At 58.8% G+C, this 20446-nt stretch carries 9 protein-coding genes and 1 pseudogene; 6 read left to right on the forward strand and 4 right to left on the reverse strand.

Annotation, left to right across the window (positions count from 1 at the left end):
- The first annotated feature begins 37 nt into the window (after positions 1-37).
- On the forward strand, positions 38-1681 hold the full coding sequence (locus tag ACXMYO_RS02075; RefSeq protein WP_457807661.1) for a TolC family outer membrane protein: 1644 nt from the start codon (positions 38-40) through the stop codon (positions 1679-1681).
- Between the two features lie 143 nt (positions 1682-1824).
- Here ACXMYO_RS02075 and ACXMYO_RS02080 read toward each other — a convergent pair whose 3' ends face one another.
- Positions 1825-2670 carry a glycosyltransferase family A protein gene (locus ACXMYO_RS02080; RefSeq protein ID WP_457807662.1) on the reverse strand — a complete coding sequence of 282 codons (846 nt, stop codon included), beginning with the start codon at positions 2668-2670 and terminating at the stop codon, positions 1825-1827.
- A 194-nt stretch (positions 2671-2864) separates the two neighbouring features.
- Positions 2865-3746, reverse strand: coding sequence for a hypothetical protein (locus tag ACXMYO_RS02085; protein ID WP_457807663.1), 882 nt, complete (start codon positions 3744-3746; stop codon positions 2865-2867).
- 439 nt (positions 3747-4185) lie between these two features.
- Between ACXMYO_RS02085 and ACXMYO_RS02090 the strand changes: the two genes are divergently transcribed.
- Positions 4186-6573: a hypothetical protein gene (locus ACXMYO_RS02090; protein ID WP_457807664.1), complete on the forward strand. Its 2388-nt coding sequence runs from the start codon at positions 4186-4188 to the stop codon at positions 6571-6573.
- Between the two features lie 469 nt (positions 6574-7042).
- Here ACXMYO_RS02090 and ACXMYO_RS02095 read toward each other — a convergent pair.
- Positions 7043-8788: pseudogene (locus tag ACXMYO_RS02095) on the reverse strand (polysaccharide pyruvyl transferase family protein); the annotation flags it as partial.
- Positions 8789-8852: 64 nt separating this feature from the next.
- Between ACXMYO_RS02095 and ACXMYO_RS02100 the strand changes: the two are divergent.
- From ACXMYO_RS02100 to ACXMYO_RS02115, 4 genes are all read left to right on the forward strand, one after another.
- Positions 8853-9053 carry a DUF6447 family protein gene (locus ACXMYO_RS02100; protein ID WP_438766472.1) on the forward strand — a complete coding sequence of 67 codons (201 nt, stop codon included), beginning with the start codon at positions 8853-8855 and terminating at the stop codon, positions 9051-9053.
- Between the two features lie 128 nt (positions 9054-9181).
- Positions 9182-10672, forward strand: coding sequence for a mannose-1-phosphate guanylyltransferase/mannose-6-phosphate isomerase (locus tag ACXMYO_RS02105; RefSeq protein ID WP_457807665.1), 1491 nt, complete (start codon positions 9182-9184; stop codon positions 10670-10672).
- Positions 10673-11160: 488 nt separating this feature from the next.
- Positions 11161-13584: an alginate lyase family protein gene (locus ACXMYO_RS02110; RefSeq protein WP_457807666.1), complete on the forward strand. Its 2424-nt coding sequence runs from the start codon at positions 11161-11163 to the stop codon at positions 13582-13584.
- 903 nt (positions 13585-14487) lie between these two features.
- Complete coding sequence (locus ACXMYO_RS02115) at positions 14488-18558, forward strand: alginate lyase family protein (protein ID WP_457807667.1); 4071 nt, start codon at positions 14488-14490, stop codon at positions 18556-18558.
- Between the two features lie 92 nt (positions 18559-18650).
- Here the strand turns inward: ACXMYO_RS02115 and mqo are convergent, their stop codons facing one another.
- Positions 18651-20342, reverse strand: a complete 1692-nt coding sequence (gene mqo, locus ACXMYO_RS02120; protein WP_457807668.1) for a malate dehydrogenase (quinone) — start codon at positions 20340-20342, stop codon at positions 18651-18653.
- Positions 20343-20446: the final 104 nt, after the last annotated feature.

Here is a 20446-nt window from a genome sequence, read left to right on the forward strand (position 1 = left end):
TCAGCATGTTCATAAAAGGCGCCTATCGCGCAACGCCATGGCCATCCTGCTGCTGACTGCGGCCCCCTGGGCGGCCGGTATCAGCCAGGCAGCAGATTTTCTTGAACGCACCAACACCGTCAGCGGTGCGGCGCCCGCCAAGGCGCCGATTGCCAGAACCAGTGTGAGCAGCCACCTGTCCCGGCCCGAACCCGGTGCCCCGGTGGCGCTGCAGACGGCGCCCGGCGTGCCGGCACAGGGCATGGCACTCGATGGTACCGGCACCCCCCGTGCCGTCGTCCCCTCATTGCCGGGCCTTCTGGAAATGGCGCTGTCCCATGACGCCAATATCAATAGCCAGCGCCTGCAAAGCCGGGCGCGGGCCGAGGACGTGCCCAAGGCGCGTGCCGGCCTGCTGCCGCAGATCGATTTTACTTACGGCTACAGCTACACCGACAGTGACAATATCTACACCGATGGTGATGTCAGCAGCTGTGCCAACAATCCCGAAACCGGTGAGCTGCTGGGCGGAGAGGATTTTGAACGGCGCTGCCGGGGCTACAGCACCGATAATGTCCGCCAGATCCAGCTGAGTCAGCCACTGTTTTCCATGGAGCGCATTCGTCAGCTTCAACGGGCCGGCGAACAGCGTGAAGCCGCCGAGCTGCAGCTGGCGGTCGCCGAGCGTGATCTGGTGCTCAATACGGCAGAAGCCTACATGAACGCGTTTTACACCTCGCGTCAGGTCGATCTGCTCCAGGGCAAGCGGGAAGCGCTGGATCTGCAGCTCACACAGGCGCAGCGCGCCTTTGATCTGGGCATTGGCGATCGCATTGACCTGCTGGCGGCCCGCTCGCGTCATGATCAATCAGGCGCTGATATTGCCTCGGCCGAAAACGACTACAACGATGCCCTGTCGCGGCTTGAAAGGCTGACCGGCGTCTCACCGGACTTTGCGCAGTTTTCGCTCAACGAGCTGACCGATATCGATTTTGCCCGCCCCCCGGCGCTGCAGACCCTGGAGCCGGATATCGCACAGAATGTCGAAGTGCAGCTCGCCCTTCAGCAGCTGGAAGTGGCGCGTGCCGACCACGATGTGCGCCGATCAGCCTATTACCCCGAAGTCTCGCTCAATCTTTCCTGGATGAACCGCAACAGCGACGACCCCTACCGCGAAAGCGAGGACAAGCGCGCCGGCGTGCAGGCCAGCATGAACCTCTTCCGAGGCGGCTATACGTCCGCGGATGTCCGCCAGGGGGATCTGTTGCGCCAGGCCGGACAGGCCGATGTGGACAACGCCAGGCGTCAGGCCATCGAAGAGCTGCGCCAGCGCCATCGCGGTATCGACGGGGATATCACCCGGCTGGAGGCGCTGGCGCAATCGATTCGCTCCAGCGAGCTGTATCTCGAAGCCGCCGATCGGGGCGCGGCACTGGGGCTGCGCGATCTGGTCGACGTACTCGATGCGCGCGCCGATCTTTACGATCAGCGTATCGCCTATGTCGACGCCTTCCGGCGGCTGGTGCTTGATCGTCTCAGTCTGCTCAGTGCCACGGGGCGCCTTGGCAGCACCAGCCTGACCGACACCATGGGATTGATCGGGCAGCTGGTCGCGCCGCCACGCAGCGAAGCGGATCTGCCGGTGGCTACCCGCCAGGTCGATCACGCGCTTCAGGAAATGGCAGCGGGTGGCACGGGCTGAGCCGCTGGTGCCCCGGGCGCTGCGCGCTCGGCGTGTTTTCCGATATGGCATTATAAAAACGCCGCAGCCCGAAGGCTGCGGCGTTTTTAATGGCTCGATGCGGCATCACATCGCGTGCCGGCACTATTGAGGGCGCCCGGCACTCATGACAGCGGGGAGGCGCTGACAGCGTCGAGCATGAAACCGTCGAGCTCGGGAAACAGCGCCAACAGCCGTGCAATCTCGTGCTCGTCCGAGATGCCCCGCCGGCGTACAAACCTGCTTTTGCCGTCCCGGTCCCCCCGGTAGATCGAGACGTCGTTTTCGCCGTGATTGACCACATAGACGCCCATGTTGCCCGGCAGGGGCGTCAGTGGCCGGCCATGGGCAGCGGCGACATCACCATACAGCCTGTGTTTGGTAAAGCGGGTGAAGTAGGTACCTCGGCCGGTCAGGGCACGGGGCAGCTCATCGCCCTGAAAGTACACCACCGCGCAGGAGCCGCAGTGCTGATAGAAGGGTGACGTCAGCGGGTCACACTGGCCGAAAGTGCCCGTTATGCAGTCAAACATCACCCCCTGGTCGATCAGATAGCCCCTTTGATTGTCATCGGCAAGCACCCGGGCAACCAGTTCGGGATGGACCAGATCATCGGCATCCAGATGCATGAAATAAAAGGGCGCCTGCGTCTGCCGTGCCAGCGCCACTCCCAGCAGGCGCTTTTTGGCCGGCTTGTCACTGCCGGGCAGCCCCTGGTCGTTGCGTAGCGGGGGAAGCGGGATATCGGCCGGCACAAATTCGACATCAAGCCCATGAGTGTCGATATCGGGCGGCTCGTGACAGGCAATCAACACCCGAAAATCGCCGCACTGCTGACGCGCCAGGCAGGCCAGCGTGCGCTCGAGATTGCGACACAGCCGCGGCCAGTCACGACAGCGCGCCCGGGCGCGCAGCGGAATGCCGAAAAAAAAGCGACAGCCTGTACTGGCGTCTGATGCCCTGTCTGACATGCCTGCCTCATTACCTGGTGGATTAACCGTTTAATGCATGTTGCTTAATGTAAACGGATTTCCCTCGGGTTGATACATGCCGTCACCCCACGGTTGGCGGGGCGCGACTCAGCGCGATCGACACGGGACACACGCAGAGCGCGTCAGGCAGGTGCTTGCGCAAAAGAGGCCGTCAGATCACGGCACGTGCCCTGTCAGGCCCCGGGCTTCACAAGGCGCCGGTAAAAGGGGCGAATCAGCGGATGCGCCCAAAGCCCCGGTTTTCTGGCCTCAAGCTGCGGAAAAAGCGTCTGCAGCGTCTCGATCTGGTAGCGCTGGTGGATGGGGCGCGCCTCGATATAGCGTGTTTTGCCATCGGCCCGGCACCGATAGGCGGTCCAGTCGTTTTCGCCATGATTGACGACATACACCGCCATCGCTTCCTTGAAAGGCGTCAACGGACGCCCGGCATCGCGCGCCACCTCAACGTAGCGAATATGGTTTTGAAAGCGGCTGTAGTAGCGGGTCTTGTCCCTTCTGGACTGCGGCAGCTCGTCGGCGGTGAAGTAGACCACCGCGCAGGAGCCGCAGTTGCGCCAGAACGGACGGCTGTCTTCACCGCACGCTCGGTAGTGGCCGGTCGCGGCATTGAACATCAACCCGCGCTCGATGAGATACCCCCGCTGATTGTCATCCTCAAGCACTGTTTCCACCAGGGCCGGGTGGATCAGATCGTCAGCATCCAGCGCCATGTAATAAACGTCGTCTGTCACCTCCCTGCCCAGCGCCAGCCCCAGCTGGTGCTTTTTTTTATGCTTGTCGTTGCCGGGTCGGCCGCTGTCATCAAAAGGCGGGGGGAAGTCCACCGTTAAAAACTCGATATCAAGCCCCCGGGTATCCACATCGGGGATGTCATGACATGAGACAAGCACCCGAAAATCGCGCCGACTCTGGCGCGCCAGGCTGTCCAGCGTGCGCGCCAGATTGCTGCAGACCTGCGCCCAGTTCATCGCACAGGCGCGAGCGCGCAGCGGTATGCCGAAATAAAAACGAGGCGGTGAAGACGACATCGTGAAGGGCTGGTCGGCAGCAGACATGGCGAAATCCAGAACGGGTAAGCGAGTGTAGCCAACCATGATCATCAATCAGATCGGCGTAACAGTCACCACCCGGGCGGTAAGGGATTGTGCAAGCGAGGCAGGTTTTTCGACCGTCACGGATGTAAGCTTTACCGAAACTTAATTTAAAACCTTCTTGATTTTCAATGCAGATGTCGCTTTGGTTAAAACTACTTGAATAGTCCCTAAAGTATTGGGAAAAGCGACAAACGTTCGGGTAAAAGAGCCTAAGCTGTTAAACGCAACGGGTTAATGGTTTCTGACGGTAACAGGTGGTTTTGTTCGAGAAACATAATTAGGATGAGGGCTGAGAGAGGGCGTCAAAAAATAACACTAAAGTATTAGGAGTTATTTTTTGTAAAAATTATGGCGCCTTGCTCAACCTTCGAAGGTTTCTTGATCAAGGAGTGTTCTTGCAATGCCAAGACTAACGATTAACAACGAGCTGGCGAACAGCATCTACGGTTCTAACGGCAGCGCCTATTTCGATGACGACGGTGTTGCGCGCGAAACGAACCAGATTCAGATCGAAGATTTCGTCAACGAGCGCGTTGTCATCACCGACGAGCTGACCAGCGACATCAATGTGTCCACTGTCGGCCCGCTGCAAAGCCTGCGCCTGCAGGATGGCTGGTCTGACGATGCCGCCGTCACGCTGGCCGATGGCCAGGCCTTGTGGCTGGAAGGTTTTAACGACGACGACGACTCGCTGACGGTCAACCTGGCCGAGGGCAGCACCGGCGCCGCTCGCGTTGTTCTCAACGACAGCTTTTTCAACGGCACGCTGGAATCCACCGACGACGACGGCGTGGTTACTCCGCTGGCGCTTGAAATCGGTGATGACGGCGAGCTCGATACCAGCAGTGTTAATACCGGCAGCATCAGCTCCGCCTCGCTGGAATCCACTATCAACGTGGGTGACAGCATCGACACGCTGGAGATCGAATCCCAGGCCAACACCGGCAACTCTGATCTGTTCGCCGACGATGCCGCGCTCAGCACGCAGCTCAACCTCAGTGGCGACAACAACGACACGCTCGAGACGGTCAACATCACTGGCGTGCGTAACCTGACCTTTAACGCCACCAGCAACCTGGCCGCTCTGACCGCTATCGATGCCAGCGCCATGCAGGCCTCTGCCAGCATCAACACGACTGATCTGGGCCAGGGCGTTGCCATCACCGGCAGCGACAACGGCGACCGCTTTGAACTTAGCGGCGGCGACAGCCTCAGCGCCGGTGCCGGCAACGACCGCGTCTTCGTCGGCTATAACAGCCTGGATACGCTGGGCGACATCGACGGCGGTGACGGCTACAACACCCTTCGCGTGACCGACTTCGACGGCTCCGATGTCGACGACCTTGATGACGATGGCAATATTAATCTGTCTTCCATCAACAACGTGTCCAACGTTGATCGCATTACCTTCTACACTGAAGACAACGACGTCAGCGTTGATGCCTCCACCCTGGACAACCTGGCGCAGATCCGTTTTGCCGACGGCGATCCGGACAGCGACGGCGCAGAGCCTGTCACCAACACTGATGGCGTTGTTATCGGTAACCGCAACGACCTGAGCGCCACGCTGAACAACGCCGACGGCACCCAGCGCATTGACGCCATCGACGGCGGTGATCTGACCATCAACACCACGGAAGGCACCGAGTCACTCTCCATTCGTGCCAACTTCCGTAACGACCGCAGCGAAGAGGGCGAGACCCTGACGCTGCAAGTCAACAACGCCGATGACGACGACAGCCTCTCCACGCTGAACCTGGGTGGCAACGGCCGTATCGCCTACGACGCCTCTGATGACGCCGAGATCGCGACCATCAACGCTACTACCCTGACCGGCGGTCTGACGCTGACAGGTGGCGATGCCAACCTGGCCGAAACCATCGTTCTGGCGCAGATCGAGGAAGGCTACAACGGTACCGGTCATGACGACATCACCGTTGATTCGCGCATCGGTCTCGATGGCGACCTGGTGGGGACCCTTACCAACTTCGACGTGGCTGAAGACACCCTGCGCTTTGGTGCTATTGACGGCGACGATGACAATTCCAACATCATCACCGGCGACAACGTCGATGCAGTCGACATCGGTGACGTGTCCTCGCTGGCCAACGCCTTCCGCGCGGCAGCAAATTCCGGAGATCTGACAGAAGGCAATTACGCCTCCTTCTCCTATGAAGGCGACACCTATCTGTACCAGAACTCCAACACTGGCAATTCTGTTACAAACGGTGCCGACAGCCAGGACTTTGCGCTGCGCATGACCGGCGATGTGGATGTCCAGCAGCTGGCGGACAACACCGATCAGATCGTTGATATCGACGATTTCAACGGTGTTAACGATAACACTCCGGTAGAAGAGACTCCGGTAGAAGAGACTCCGGTAGAAGAGACTCCGGTAGAAGAGACTCCAGTAGAAGAGACTCCGGTAGAAGAGACTCCGACTGCACCGACTCAGGACGGTCCTGACAACGACATCGCAGTTAGTAGCGCAGACTCTCCGATCTCCGGTACTGCCAATACTCGCGATGACTTCGTAGTGGCCGATGATGGCACTTCTGGTGGTGCCAGCATTGCAGACTTTGAAGATGGTACCGACTTCATCGATTTCTCCAATGTCACTGCCAGTGGCGACGGTTCGCCGGTAGCATTTGAAGATATCGCTGTTGCTCCCTCCGGTGAAGATACGACTTTGACCTATACGCCGGGCGGAACCGGCAACGAGGAATCCATCACCTTGACAGGCGTTGATTCCGCCAACATCGACAGCCAAGATCTTATCTTTGCATAAAATGTTCTGAAGTCGTCTATATGGAAACCCCCGCTCAGGCGGGGGTTTTTTATGGCCTGCAGAAAGGGCGCCGCGGCCACATGGCGCGACGTTTCTTGGCCGACAGGGATTCGCCTGTCGTCACGGCCACCTACCCTGGAGGCACCGCTGAACGATGCCGGCATACGGCGTCGTCACATGGTCAACAGATTTTGCTTCATACGCCTCTAACGCCCTCGGGTTCTGGCCCGGCGATCTCCTCTGCAGCGCCCGGCTCGGGCCGTGGCGCTTTTTTGATGCTTTCCTCGTTTGATCCCTCCACGCGCGGCCTTTGACGTCTGCCTTTCCCGTTTGGTTTGGCGCCTGGCAGCGGCGTGACGCGCGCCGGCCCGAGCGCTGTATCAGGTTGGGGAATCTCTGTCCGCTCGCAACTAAAACGCCCCGCGGTGGCGGGGCGTGGGCAGGGTACAACCGGTGAGCATCGTTCGGCTCAGGTCTTGTCCGAGCCGAAAAGCCGGCGCAGTGAGAAGCGCTTTGGCGGCGTGCCGGTGTCGGTCGCGACCGCCGGCTCGGGCAGCAGCGCCAGACCCGTGGCCTCGGCAAGCGCTTCATCGGTGGTGGCAACGCGCGCGCCGTGCAGCCGGGCCAGCGTTTCGAGACAGCGCTGGTCGCCGGCGACGTGATGGCGCGGCGTGTCGCCCTCGATGTAGTCATGCCCGCCGGTCAGGGTAATGCCAGCGATAGTGACATGTTCGGCGCCGGCCCACAGGGCGACCAGCAGGGCAAACACCCCGTTGGAGACGCGCTCCTGCCAGTGGCCCAGCCCGGGTTCTCCCTCGCCGGTGGCCTCACCGGCAATGGCGGCGCGACCCAGCGGGTCAATGTCGAGCCACTCATCGAAGCCAAGGCCGCTGTCGCTCAGCACCCGGCGGGCGCTGTCACGGTCGTTGCCGGCGCTGACGAACAAGAGCCTGCCGGCGTGCAGCCCGCTCAGCTGCTCCAGGCTCTGTCGTGAAACGTCGCGCTCCACCAGGGTCGTGTAGCCCGCCATGATGGTCAAATCGGGCGTGAGCCCGTGCCCGGCCGCCACGCGGGGCGAGCCGTTGACGCACACGCAGCGCTCAAAAAGGTGCGGTTCGGGCAGCCGGGCGCCGGGGGCGGAGCCGAGCACCAGACAGCGCCGGCCACTCAAAAGGGGCGCAAGCGTTGCCCTGAGCGGGTCTAGAATATCCCTGCTCTGGCGCAGGTGCTGCACAAGCACCAGCGCTTCAGGGCTATCAAGCTTTGGAGGCTTTTTAACGGTGCTGTCCTGACTCGTTGAGGCGGCGCTACGAGGGGCGGTGTCGGCGGATGCCGGGGAGGCGGGCGGGGCCAGCTGCCAGGCCGGCTGCTGTTCCATCCAGTCAAACAGGGATTCACAGGTAGAGGAAGCATCCACGCCGTCGTCGATGGCCTGTTTGAGCGCTGAAAAGTCCTGAAAGACCGGCACCTGAATGCCGGCAGTGTCCATCAGGCCTTCGATCTTGTGGGTGTTGCCGGTCAACGCCACAAACGGGCAGCGCGCGCGGCAGGCGGCGTAGACGGCGTGGTGGCGCCCGGTCACCAGCAGCTTCGCGGTGCGCAGCGAGCGCACCAGCGACGACCATGACATTGCCTGCATGTCCACGGTGACAAACTTCTGCGCCCACTTGCTGTTGATCCAGGCAAAGGCATCGAACTCCTGTGCCCAGAAATCGGTCAAAACGATCCGGTCGCTGAAATCGATAAACGGCGCATCGGGGTCGATGTCATCATAAAAGGATTGATCGAAGGCGATTTCGGCGCTCACGCCCTGGGCGGCCAGCGCCTGCTGAGAGTGCACCTCGCGCACCACGACCCGCTCGCAGCGTTTCAACACATCGGCGTCGCGCTGCGGGTTGTCCTGCCAGACGGTGTTGACCAGCATCACGCGGCGGTTTTGCTCAAGGGCGCGCTCGATCTGATCCATCTTTTTGCGAAAGCCGCGGCTGTTGTGGTGCATCGAGCCTTCGCCGTTGACGACGAGCAGATCAAACTCGTCCTTTGCTGTCACCAGCCGCCCGTGGCGCGCCGCCTCGGCACTGATGACGTTCCAGGCGGCTTTCGAGCCGCAGTGATAGTTGGAATGATCGCCGGTGGCGTGAATCCGGAGCATGACGTCGGGTCCTGAAAATGTGTGAGGGCAGGTGGTTAAAATGCTGACCTGAAGGCGTCGAGGTTGAAGTTGTCTCCTGAGGCGGTGAGAATAAGCGCTTCATTAAAAAGTTGGAGAAAATATTACCATGTCTGAAGCCAATTCCATCAAGATCGACGGCAAGGATTACGACACGACATCTCTGACAGACGATGCCCGCTCTCAGATTCAGAACCTGCGCGCGACCGATCAGGAGATCGCCCGTCTGGAGCAGCAGCTGGCGATCGTACGTACGGCGCGTAATGCCTATGCCAGTGCCCTGCGCAAGGTGCTGCCCGAAAACGATTGAACGAATTTCGGCGTCAACGGCCGTTTTCGGAAAGCGTCTTTTATCGAGGCTCCTCGGCGCCGATAAAAGGCGCTATTTTATGAGCTCAACCTTCGCCGTTCATCGTTTTTTGCACAGGGAGCCGGGCCATGACGTCTGATGGAGATGAGTACGCCGACACTGCGGATACGCTCTATCCGGTCATCCTCTCCGGTGGTGTGGGCACCCGGCTCTGGCCGGCGTCCCGACAGGCCTATCCCAAACAGTTTCTGGCCCTGGTCGACGACGAGCGCTCCCTGCTGCAGCAGACCCTGTCACGGCTGGACGGGCTTGGCACCGCGGGCACCCCCATCGTGATCTGCAATCAGGCCCATCGCTTTTTGATCGCCGAGCAGCTTCGCCAGGTCGGTATCGAGCGTGCCGATATCATGCTGGAACCCGAGGGCCGCAATACGGCGCCGGCCATTGCGCTGGCGGCTTTGCAGGCGCTTGAACATGATGAAAAGGCGCAGCTTGTGATCATGCCGGCCGATCATGTCATCAAGGATCAGGGCGCCTTTGCCACCGCGGTGCACCAGGCGCGCGAGCTGGCACGCCAGGGCTATCTGGTCACGTTTGGCATCGAGCCCCACACCCCTCATACCGGCTATGGCTATATTCGCGCCGGGTCGGCGCTCGAATACGGGTTTACCGTTGAGCGCTTCGTTGAAAAACCCGACGCTGAAACCGCCCGGGCCCTGCTTGAACAGGGCGGCCATTTCTGGAACAGCGGCATGTTCGTGGCCGGGGCGCGGGTGCTTGTCGAGGCGCTGGCAGCGCATGCGCCGCAGGTGCTTGACACCGTCACCGCTGCCTTTGAGCATCGCCATCGCGACCTCGACTTTATTCGCCTCGAAGAAGCGGCTTTCGCCGAGACCCCCTCGATTTCCATCGATTACGCCGTCATGGAGCATACCCGGCGTGCGGCCATGCTGGTGCTTGCCGGCGGCTGGAGCGATATCGGCGCCTGGGATGCGGTATATGAGGCGCGCCACCACGAATGTGATGGCAATGGCAACGTAACACAGGGGGATGTGCTGTTATACGACACGCACGACAGCCTGGTCATGAGCCAGTCGCGGCTGGTAGCAACGCTGGGCCTGTCGAATGTGGTAGCCATCGAAACCGAGGATGCCATCCTGTTGGCCGACCGAAGTCGTATGCAGGAGCTGAAACACATCGTGGCGCGCCTTGACCGCGAGGGCCGTACGGAAAGCCGTACCCACCGCCGGGTCTATCGGCCGTGGGGCTGGTATCGCGCTATGGTTCAGGCGCCCGGCTTTCAGGTCAAGGAGATCATGGTCAATCCGGGCGCGGCCCTGTCGCTGCAGATGCATCACCACCGCGCCGAGCACTGGGTGGTGGTACAGGGCACGGCAAAGGTGACGCGAGGCGATCGCGATGACGAGTCGATGCAAACGCTGCGTACGCTGCTGGTTACCGAGGATGAATCGATCTATCTGCCGCTGGGTACCGTTCATCGACTGGAAAACCCGGGCCACATTCCCCTGAAGCTTATCGAGGTGCAGACCGGTCGCTATCTGGAGGAAGACGATATCGTGCGTTTCGAGGATCGCTACAGTCGCATCAATGATCACTGATTGCGATGCCGAGAGCATGTTGTAGAGCCGCAGCCTTTTCCCGAACGCGAAAAGAGAATAAAAGGCGAACAATCTCGATGTCTTCAGCCCGAGCCGCTTGCGGCTTTTGTATTCGATTGCCTGCCGAGACTGTCCAAGTGTGGTTGTAGATCAATGATTAAAAAAATATTACTAATATAGTTCATGGTTTGGGCTTTTTTTTCAACACGTCCTGTGTCTTTAATACGGCCAACGGTCAAACCTGTCATCTAAAAATTTACATTTTCGGGTCTTTGTAACATGTAGCGTCAACAGGGTACTGCGGTATTCGAAATGCAATAATCGGATACAGATTGCCCCCTGTTGAGCTCGGGATTGTTTCCTGCTGTCGCTGTAGATTGTGTTCCTTTCTGACTGGTTCACGAATCACCCGGGTGCTCTGGCAACGGGATTGATTCAAAAGCTCCCGGCATGAGCCGGGGGCGATTAGCGGCACAGGAGTAGCGCCGATGCTTTCCATAGAGAAGGCCATGTTTCTGGAGGTCTGTTCCGGGTTGTCTTCGGGTCTGAAGTATCGCTACCCGGATATTGACGTTGAGGGCATCCCCCGCCCTGACACCGTCGTGCTCGACGGCGACCACCTGGTCGAGCTGGCGGCGCTGTGTCGCTCCGACCACCCCGAGGGGGCGACTCTGATCGAGGCACTGAGCGCTCAAGCCGAGCCGCTTTTGACAGCAATCCAGGACAGTGTGGTTCAAAAGACCCACGTCGAGGCGCGCCGTTCACCCAACGACTACTCAAGCCTTGCGAAATACTGGTGGCCGGATGAGAAAAGCGATGATGGCCTGCCGTACGTACGACGCGACGGGGAGGTCAATCCGGACTGCTATAGCGAGCGTTATGACGCGTCACGGCTGGTCAGCATGGTGGAGAGCCTTCAGGTGCTGTCGCTGGCGGCCTGGCTGACCGGCGATCAACGCTACGCTGAATGCGCCGTTCGCCGGATCGAGGCCTGGTTTCTGGATGAGGCCACGCGTCAGACGCCCCATTTTGAATACGCTCAGCACATCCCCGGGCGTCACCAGACTCGCGCTGCGGCCGTTATCGAGGCGCGCCACCTGATTTATGTCACTGAAGCCGCGCTGCTGCTGGAAAGCATGAACGCCCTGACGGCCGAGCAGTCCGACGGTCTGCGTCAGTGGTTTCGATCGCTTCTGGACTGGCTGCAAAACAGCGAGACAGGACAGGAAGCCGCCAGGGCCGGCAACAACATCGGGTTCTGGTATGACCTTCAGCGCATGGCCTACGCCTCGTTTACGGGGGATTCGACGCTGGTTGAATATATCGCGCTCAACAGTGTCCGGGTGCGCGCTCTGGATCAGATCGAGCCTGACGGGACGCTGGCCATGGAGATGCAGCGTGCCCATCCGCAGGACTATGTGAGCTTCACCCTGGTCGCCATGGCGCAGCTGTCGCGTTATGGCGACCAGGCAGGGGTGCCGCTCTGGGACCAGCAGGAGGCCGACGGGCGAGGATTTCAGGTGGCGCATGACTGGCTTGGCCACCAGGTCGAAAGCCGACAGGCCCGACAGCAGGCGAAGGCGCTAAAGGCGCTGACCATGACGGCCGGCGGCCGCTCCCAGGACTTGGCAACCACCGCCTCGACGGTCTCTGATCTGATCCTGCGGCTGGGGCTGGTCAATCGACTGGCAGAGAGGCGCCAGCAAATGCTGACGCAAAAGGCGCGCCATAATCGCGTCCATCTTGAACACATCCAGACACTTGAGAATAAGCTCAGAGACGCCGAGAAAACCATCGAATCACTGCGAAAGGACGCCACGGCTCAACACGCAGGACAAATGCCTTCTCTTGCGCAGGAAGACGAGCTTTCCGAGGTGCTCTCGGAGCTGCAGGCGCAGCTGGGCAGGCGACAGCAGGAAAACGCCTGGCTTGCCGATCGAATGGCGACGCTTGAACAGCAAACACGGCAGATGCCCTCCGATCACGACGTCGAGACAGCGGGGCAGCCCCTGTCCATTGCCGAACCCGAAAAGACCTGCGATGACAAGTGTTCCGAACCAGCCCGGGAACCTGAAACCGCAAGGCAGACAGAGCCTGATTCCGACGACACGGCCCGCGAAGAGGCAAGTGTTCCGTTGACAGCGCCGATCCCCTTTGTGTTTGGTATTTCGCTTCGCGCCAAGAGCACAACGCACGATTGGCCGCTGATGTGTCAGAATCTGGAAAGAACCCTGCAAAACCTTGCCCGACAAAGCGATACGAACTTTCAGGTTTATATCGTCGTCCACGATATTCCCGAGATCGACACCCAGGGCCTTGATGTTCACTTCATTACCGTTGATTTTCCGGTGTCGTTTAATGAAGAGGGCCGCCCGGTCAACGACAAGAACCGCAAAAAGCGGGTTCTGGGTGCCTTTTTACAGGCACAGCAGATGCCTGCCTTTTATTTTATGGCCCTTGATGCAGATGACCTGCTGCATCCGGACCTTGTCAAAACGGCTCGGGATGGCAACAGTCAAGCCGGTTATCTCATCGAGCGTGGTTTCATGTATGACTGTGGCAGCCGGAATATCGGGCGCTGCGATGAGCGTACCAAACGCTTCTGGGAGCATTGCGGTTCCTGCGCCATCTTTTACTTCGAACCCGATGATCTGCCCACGAGCAACGGTGACAAACAGGCCTACTTTTCACGTCTGGCCGAGCACAGCAAATACTCTGCCGTGGCTCGTGAGCATGGGCGAGAGCTGATGCCTCTAGAGGAGTACATGGGGGTTTATCTCGTCAATCACGGGGAAAATGACTGGTCTGTTTATCGTGGCAGGGAAGGCAGCAAAGAACAGTATATCAAAAGAAATCGTATTGATGATGCTGAAGCGATTGCCTTTCATGAAACGTGGCCCGAGCTGACATAAAGCGTAGCATTGGCGTCTGCCGATACGGCGGATAGGGTATAAAAAATCGATAAGATCAGTGCTTTTTTGTGAAGATAAAAACGACACCCTGTGCGGTGTCGTTTTTTGGTATTGCTTGAAAAGTATTTGGACGCTATCGGAAATTATCTCTGCTTTATCGCGATTGTTTCTGGTGAGTAAATACGAAATGATATGGCTGGTCAGCCTTTTCGAAAGGCAGGATTATCGAGCCCCTGCAGCGTTATTGAAAGCGCGGTGTCATCAATGAAACATTCGCCGTTGATCGTTTTTGCATGGAACCGAGCCATGACGTCGGCAGTTTCTATCCGGTCATTTGCGGCGATGGTGTGGGCGCCGGCAGGGGCTGCTAAAGGAGCGGACGCCTGTTTTGCGTTTCGAGGGCCGCTACAGCGGCTGTTCTCACTCGTAATCAGTAGCCGGTTATAATGCGTAGGCCAAATATCGGAAATTATAGTGCAGACTCGAACGTTGATAAGCCTTTCGGGTACCGTAATGATCTGATGCGGTTGTTGACGAATCGGGTCGGGGGTTTAATTCCCTGGGTCAAAATATTTTGCAGGTACTGGTTTTTTGCGCGCTATGGGTGACATCATTTTTATGGCGTTGCGTGTCAAGTATCACCGAATGTCTAACTTGAACACATAAAAATTACATTATTGAAAACACTGTAACCATAAGTGCGAATAGGGTTGTCTGATATTCGAAAGGCAATAATCGGATACAGTTCAAAACCTGTTAAGTCCGGGATTGTTTCCTGCTGTCGTTGTAGGTTGTGTTTCTTTATTAAATTTTCGTGAATCGAGTTCATGTGTCATGACGGCAAGTCGATTCGTGAACCTTCGGCATGAGCCGGGGGCGATTAGCGGCACAGGAGTAGCGCCGATGCTTTCCATAGAGAAAGCCATGTTTCTGGAGGTCTGTTCCGGGTTGTCTTCGGGTCTGAAGTATCGCTACCCGGATATTGACGTTGAGGGCATCCCCCGCCCTGACACCGTCGTGCTCGACGGCGACCACCTGGTCGAGCTGGCGGCGCTGTGTCGCTCCGACCGCCCCGAGGGGGCGACCCTGGTCGAGGCACTGAGCGCTCAAGCCGAGCCGCTTTTGACAGCAACCCAGGACAGTGTGGTTCAAAAGACCCACGTCGAGGCGCGCCGTTCACCCAACGACTACTCAAGCCTTGCGAAATACTGGTGGCCGGATGAGAAAAGCGATGATGGCCTGCCGTACGTACGACGCGACGGGGAGGTCAATCCGGACTGCTATAGCGAGCGTTATGACGCGTCACGGCTGGTCAGCATGGTGGAGAGCCTTCAGGTGCTGTCGCTGGCGGCCTGGCTGACCGGTGACAGGCGCTACGCCGACTGCGCCGCGCGCCGGATCGAGGCCTGGTTTCTCGATGAGGCCACGCGTCAGACGCCCCATTTCGAATACGCCCAGCACATCCCCGGGCGTCACCAGACTCGCGCTGCGGCCGTTATCGAGGCGCGCCACCTGATTTACGTCACTGAAGCCGCGTTGCTGCTGGAAAGCATGAACGCCCTGACGGCCGAGCAGTCCGACGGTCTGCGTCAGTGGTTTCGATCGCTTCTGGACTGGCTGCAAAACAGCGAGACAGGACAGGAAGCCGCCAGGGCAGGCAACAACATCGGGTTCTGGTATGACCTTCAGCGCATGGCCTACGCCTCGTTTACGGGGGATTCGACGCTGGTTGAATATATCGCGCTCAACAGTGTCCAGGTGCGCGCTCTGGATCAGATCGAGCCTGACGGGACGCTGGCCATGGAGATGCAGCGTGCCCATCCGCAGGATTACGTGAGCTTTACGCTGGTCGCCATGGCGCAGCTGTCGCGTTATGGCGACCAGGCAGGGGTGCCGCTCTGGGACCAGCAGGAGGCCGACGGGCGAGGATTTCAGGTGGCGCATGACTGGCTTGGCCACCAGGTCGAAAGCCGGCAGGCCCGGCAGCAGGCGAAGCGCTTGCAGGGAGCGGCTACGGGGGCCGAAGAAGGCATCGACGATGCTCATTGGTGGTCGACAAAAACCGCCGCTGCAAATATCTCCGATCTGACCCTGCATCTGGGGCTGGTCAATCAACTGGCAGAGAAACGCCAGCTGATGCTGACGCAAACGGCACGCCATAACCACGTGCATCTTGAACATATTCAGATGCTTGAAGATAAGCTCATGAACGCCGAGAAAACCATCAAATCACTGCGCAAGCACTCAAAGGATCTTGAAGCCGACAAGGCGCGATCGGATCAAAAGGGAAGTGACCTTGTTGAAACGATCAACGGGGTGCGTGAGCAGATAAAAGCACAGCAGCAGGAGAGCGCCCGGCTTGCCGAGCGTATGGCAGCTTTTGAGCAGAAACAGGAAAATGCCCGGCTTGACGATCGCCTGACATCTTTCGAGCAGAAACAGGAAAATGCCCGGCTCGCCGATCGAATGTCGGCTTTCGAGCAGCAGCAGCAGGAAAGCGCCCGGCTTGCCGATCGGATGGCAGCCTTCGAGCAAAGACAGGAAAGCGTTCGTCTTGCCGATCGCATGGCGGACTTTGAGAAAAAGCATCAAAAGCAGTGGACGCTTTTAAACGACAACATCGAGAGTTTAAAAAAACGATTGCGTACGCTGCCGACAGCTGCTGAACCTTCGAAAAAGGCCCGCACTGGCGAGCGCTCAGAACCCTCCAGCACAAGGCAGACCGGGGGAGCAGGGAGCGGCAGGGAAACTTCGCAGCAGGCAGAAATCGATCGCCGCGATCACAAAATCGACGTTCTGGGTCGCCAGGTTGCCGAACTCGGTCGCCGTCTGGAAAAAGAGCAGCAAAAAAACGCTCGATTGCTGAGCAGCCATTCCTGGCGACTGATGACCCCGTTTCGTCGACTGCGCCACACCATTGGTCGTATCGCCGGCTCAAAAGAGGCCGATCCAGTATCAAAAGCGTCCGATGCGACTGAGCCATTCCAGGACTCGGTGACAATCGAGACCCCGGCTGCGTCCGGGAAAGCCGCGGCGCAGACACCCGTGAAGGCACCAGTCAAGGCGTTCGATCCGCTGACGGCGCTTCACGCCGTCACGCCCCGCAACGGTGACGCCCTGCAGCGCCAATACCGGGAAATGGGGCTGGATCAGGTGGCCGATACGTTTGTGCTGTATCGAATCATTGGCAATGATCTCTACCCTCGTCATCGCAAGGGGCAAACGCGCGACAATCTTCGATTCATTCTCGAAAATGAACAGCCGCTTCCCAACTGTGACAAGCGCTGGGTCGTCAATCGCATCGTGGATTCCAGCGAAGAGCGAGCCATCATCGATCTGCTCGAAGAGCACAATCAGACATGGCTGCATGTTCCCTTTGATGCAAAGGCCTATGGCGAGGTTCCGCTGGACTACCAGAGCCTGCCGAATCCGAACTTCTTGATCAGCGACGACTTTGATCGTCTACCTGCCAATCAGAAAAAAAGAATTCAAACGGCCACCTATCGCCTGAAAAACAACTACGTCATGAACAACAACGGCGCCCGTAACGTTGCGCTGCAAAAGGGTCGACAGGCGGGCAAGTGGGTGCTGCCCTGGGATGGCAACTGCTTTATTACACCGCAGGCCTGGCAGGCCATCACACAAGCGGTTACACAGCGGCCCTGGCTGACACATTTTGTGGTCCCCATGGCCCGTATCATGGATAACACGCATTTGCTGGAAAGCGGGTTCGAGCCCCGGCCGGTAGAAGAGCCTCAGCTGATTTTTCGCCATGACACGACAAGCGATTTCAACGAGGCCTTCTGCTACGGGCGTCGCCCCAAGATCGAGATGCTCTGGCACCTGGGTGTGCCGGGCAAGTGGGATGACTGGAACGACGAGCTGGGCGACCAGCCGCGTCGAGGCCTGTCCGAGGAGGCCTTTCAGTGGGGCGTGGCAGGCTGGGTAGCCCGGCTGTTTTCCGGCATGAGCCACATGGAGACCTCCGACGACGCCGGCGCCATCAGTCGTAACCAGCATCGCCAGGATGCCATCATGGGCTTTCTCGAGCGGGTCAATGAACTGACCGATCTACATGCAGGTGATCAGCGCGACATGCTGCTTGAGGAGACGGATAATCCGTCCGTGCCAACGCAGATGACGCCGGAGAACTCATCGCCAGGGGCGGTTCCCTTTGTATTTGGCATCTCGCTTCGGGCCAGAAGTACGACCAACGACTGGCCACTGGTATGCCGGAATCTGGAAAGAACCCTGCATAATCTGGCCCGACAAAGCGATAAGGATTTTCAGGTCTATATCGCGGTGCACGATATACCCGAGATCGATACGCAGGGACTTGATGTCCGCTTTATTACCGTCGATTTTCCGGTGTCGTTTGACGAGCAGGGGCGTCCGAGCAACGACAAATACCGCAAAAAACGGGTTCTCGGGACGCATTTGCATGAACAGCAGATGCCTGCCTTTTATTTCATGTCACTTGATGCAGATGATCTATTGCATCCGGATCTTGTTAAAACGGTCAGGGCCGGCAACAGCCGGACGGGCTATCTGATCGAGCGTGGCTATATGTATGACTGCAGCAGCCAAAGGATCGGACGCTGTAATGAGCATGCCAAACGCTTCTGGGAGCAGTGCGGTTCATGCGCCGTCTTTTACATCGAGACTGGTGATCTACCCGTTAACAAGGACGACACACAGGCTTACTTCTCACATCTGCGCGAGCACAAGAAATATCCTGCCGTGGCGCGTGAGCATGGAAAAGAGCTGGTTTCCCTGGAAGAATATATGGGGGTTTATCTCATCAATCACGGGGAAAATCACTGGTCCGTTTATCGTGGCAAAGAAGGCACCAAGGAGCGATATGTCGATCGAAACGGGGTTGATGATGCTGAAGGCATTGCCTTCCACGAAACATGGCCTGAGCTTGGAGCGAGCATACAGTCGTCATCCAGTGATATTGCCGACAGGGCGTGACATGAGGCGTTGAGTCAATATCCGCTGCCTTGTATTGAACGAAAAACGCCACCCCGCGGGGTGGCGTTTTTAATGACCAGCGTCAGAACCACTCAGACGTTGTCACTCGTCTCGACGGCGTCTGTTTCTTCGCCGCCATTACCGGGCTGCTCACTATCGCTTTCCTGACCGCGGGCGCGGGCCTTGAGGGCCTCGATACGCTCGGCATTTTCGGCAGTAGGCTGGGTGTCGCCCAGTTCCAGTACGCTGCTGGTATAGGAACGGATCTCGTTGGTGAGCTGCTCGTTGCCATCAAGCGTCAGGCCGTAGGAGGGGATCATGCGCTTGAGTTTGCCCTGCCACTGATCGGAGGCCAGCTGCTCGGGGAAGACCTTCTCCATCAGGCCCAGCATGATGGTCGGCGCGGTGGACGCCCCCGGAGATGCCCCCAGCAGGGCCGACATGGTGCCGTCCTGTGATGTCACGACTTCGGTGCCGAACTGCAAAACGGCGCCTTTTTCCGGGTCCTTTTTGATGATCTGTACGCGCTGGCCGGCGTTGATCAGCGTCCAGTCTTCGCGTTGGGCCTCGGGGTAGTACGCCTTGAGCGCTTCGAAGCGATCATCTTCGGACAGCATCACCTGACCCACCAGGTACTTGACCAGGCTGAAGTTATCCAGACCGACCTTCATCATCGGCAGGGTGTTGCTGGTGGTCATGGAGCCAAAAAGATCCGTCCACGAGCCGTCTTTTAGAAACTTCGTCGAGAAATTGGCAAACGGACCGAACAGGATACGCTGCTTCCCATCCAGCTTGCGGCTGTCCAGGTGCGGTACGGACATCGGGGGGGACCCGCTCGCGGCCAGGCCATAGGCCTTGGCATGATGGCGATGGGCAATCTCGGGGTTGCTGGTCACGAGGAACTGACCACCGACCGGGAAGCCGGCGTAGATTTTCCCTTCGGGGATGCCGGATTTTTGCAGCAGGGGCAGGGCGGCACCGCCGGCGCCGATGAAGACGTAACGGGCGTTGATGCTGTGCTCTTCGCCGCCATGATCGAGATCCGCCCAGGTGACTTTCCAGCTGCCATCATCGTTGCGCTTGAGATCGCGCACTTCGCTGCCGGTGCTCAGGCTGAAGTTGTCGTGCTGTTCTGACAGGGCGCTGATGAGCTGACGGGTAACTTCGCCCCATTCGGCGTCGGTACCGGCTTCCATGCGCGTCGCGGCAACCTTCTGGGAAGGATCGCGGCCTTCCATCATCAGCGGTGCCCATTCACGGATGACCTCGGGGTCTTCCGAGTACTCCATGGCCTTGTAGAGGCTGCTTTGCTGCATGGCGTCATAGCGTTTGCGCAGAAAGTCGATGTGATCATCGCCCCAGACAAAGCTCATGTGCGGTGTGTTGTTGAGAAACGAGCCCGGGTCATGCATGACGCCGTTGAGCACCTGATACGACAGAAACTGTCGGGTGATCTCAAAGGCTTCGGTAATTTTGGGTGGGCGGGAGACGTCTACACTGCCGTCGTCACGCTGAGGGGTATAGTTCATTTCTGCAAAGGCGGAGTGACCGGTGCCGGCATTGTTCCAGCCGTTGGAGCTTTCCTCGGCCACCTGGTCCAGACGCTCATACATGCTGACCTTCCAGTCGGGCTGAAGCGCTTCCAGGTAGGTGCCCAGGGTGGCGCTCATGATGCCGCCGCCGATCAGGGCGACATCGATGGTCTCGCTGTCATCGGCAGCCATCGCGTAGCCTGAAGCCATGCAGAGGTTCAGACACAGCGCCACTGTCAGTTGTTTTTTCATGAAGTGTTTTTCTCGACTTGCAAAGTAGGGCTCGCCATCGGCGGCGAGCCACCCATCACGACCTGAAAAAAGGCGATGGGCAGGGGAGTGCGCGAAATGAAGTG

This window comes from Kushneria sp. EE4, from assembly GCF_977968315.1.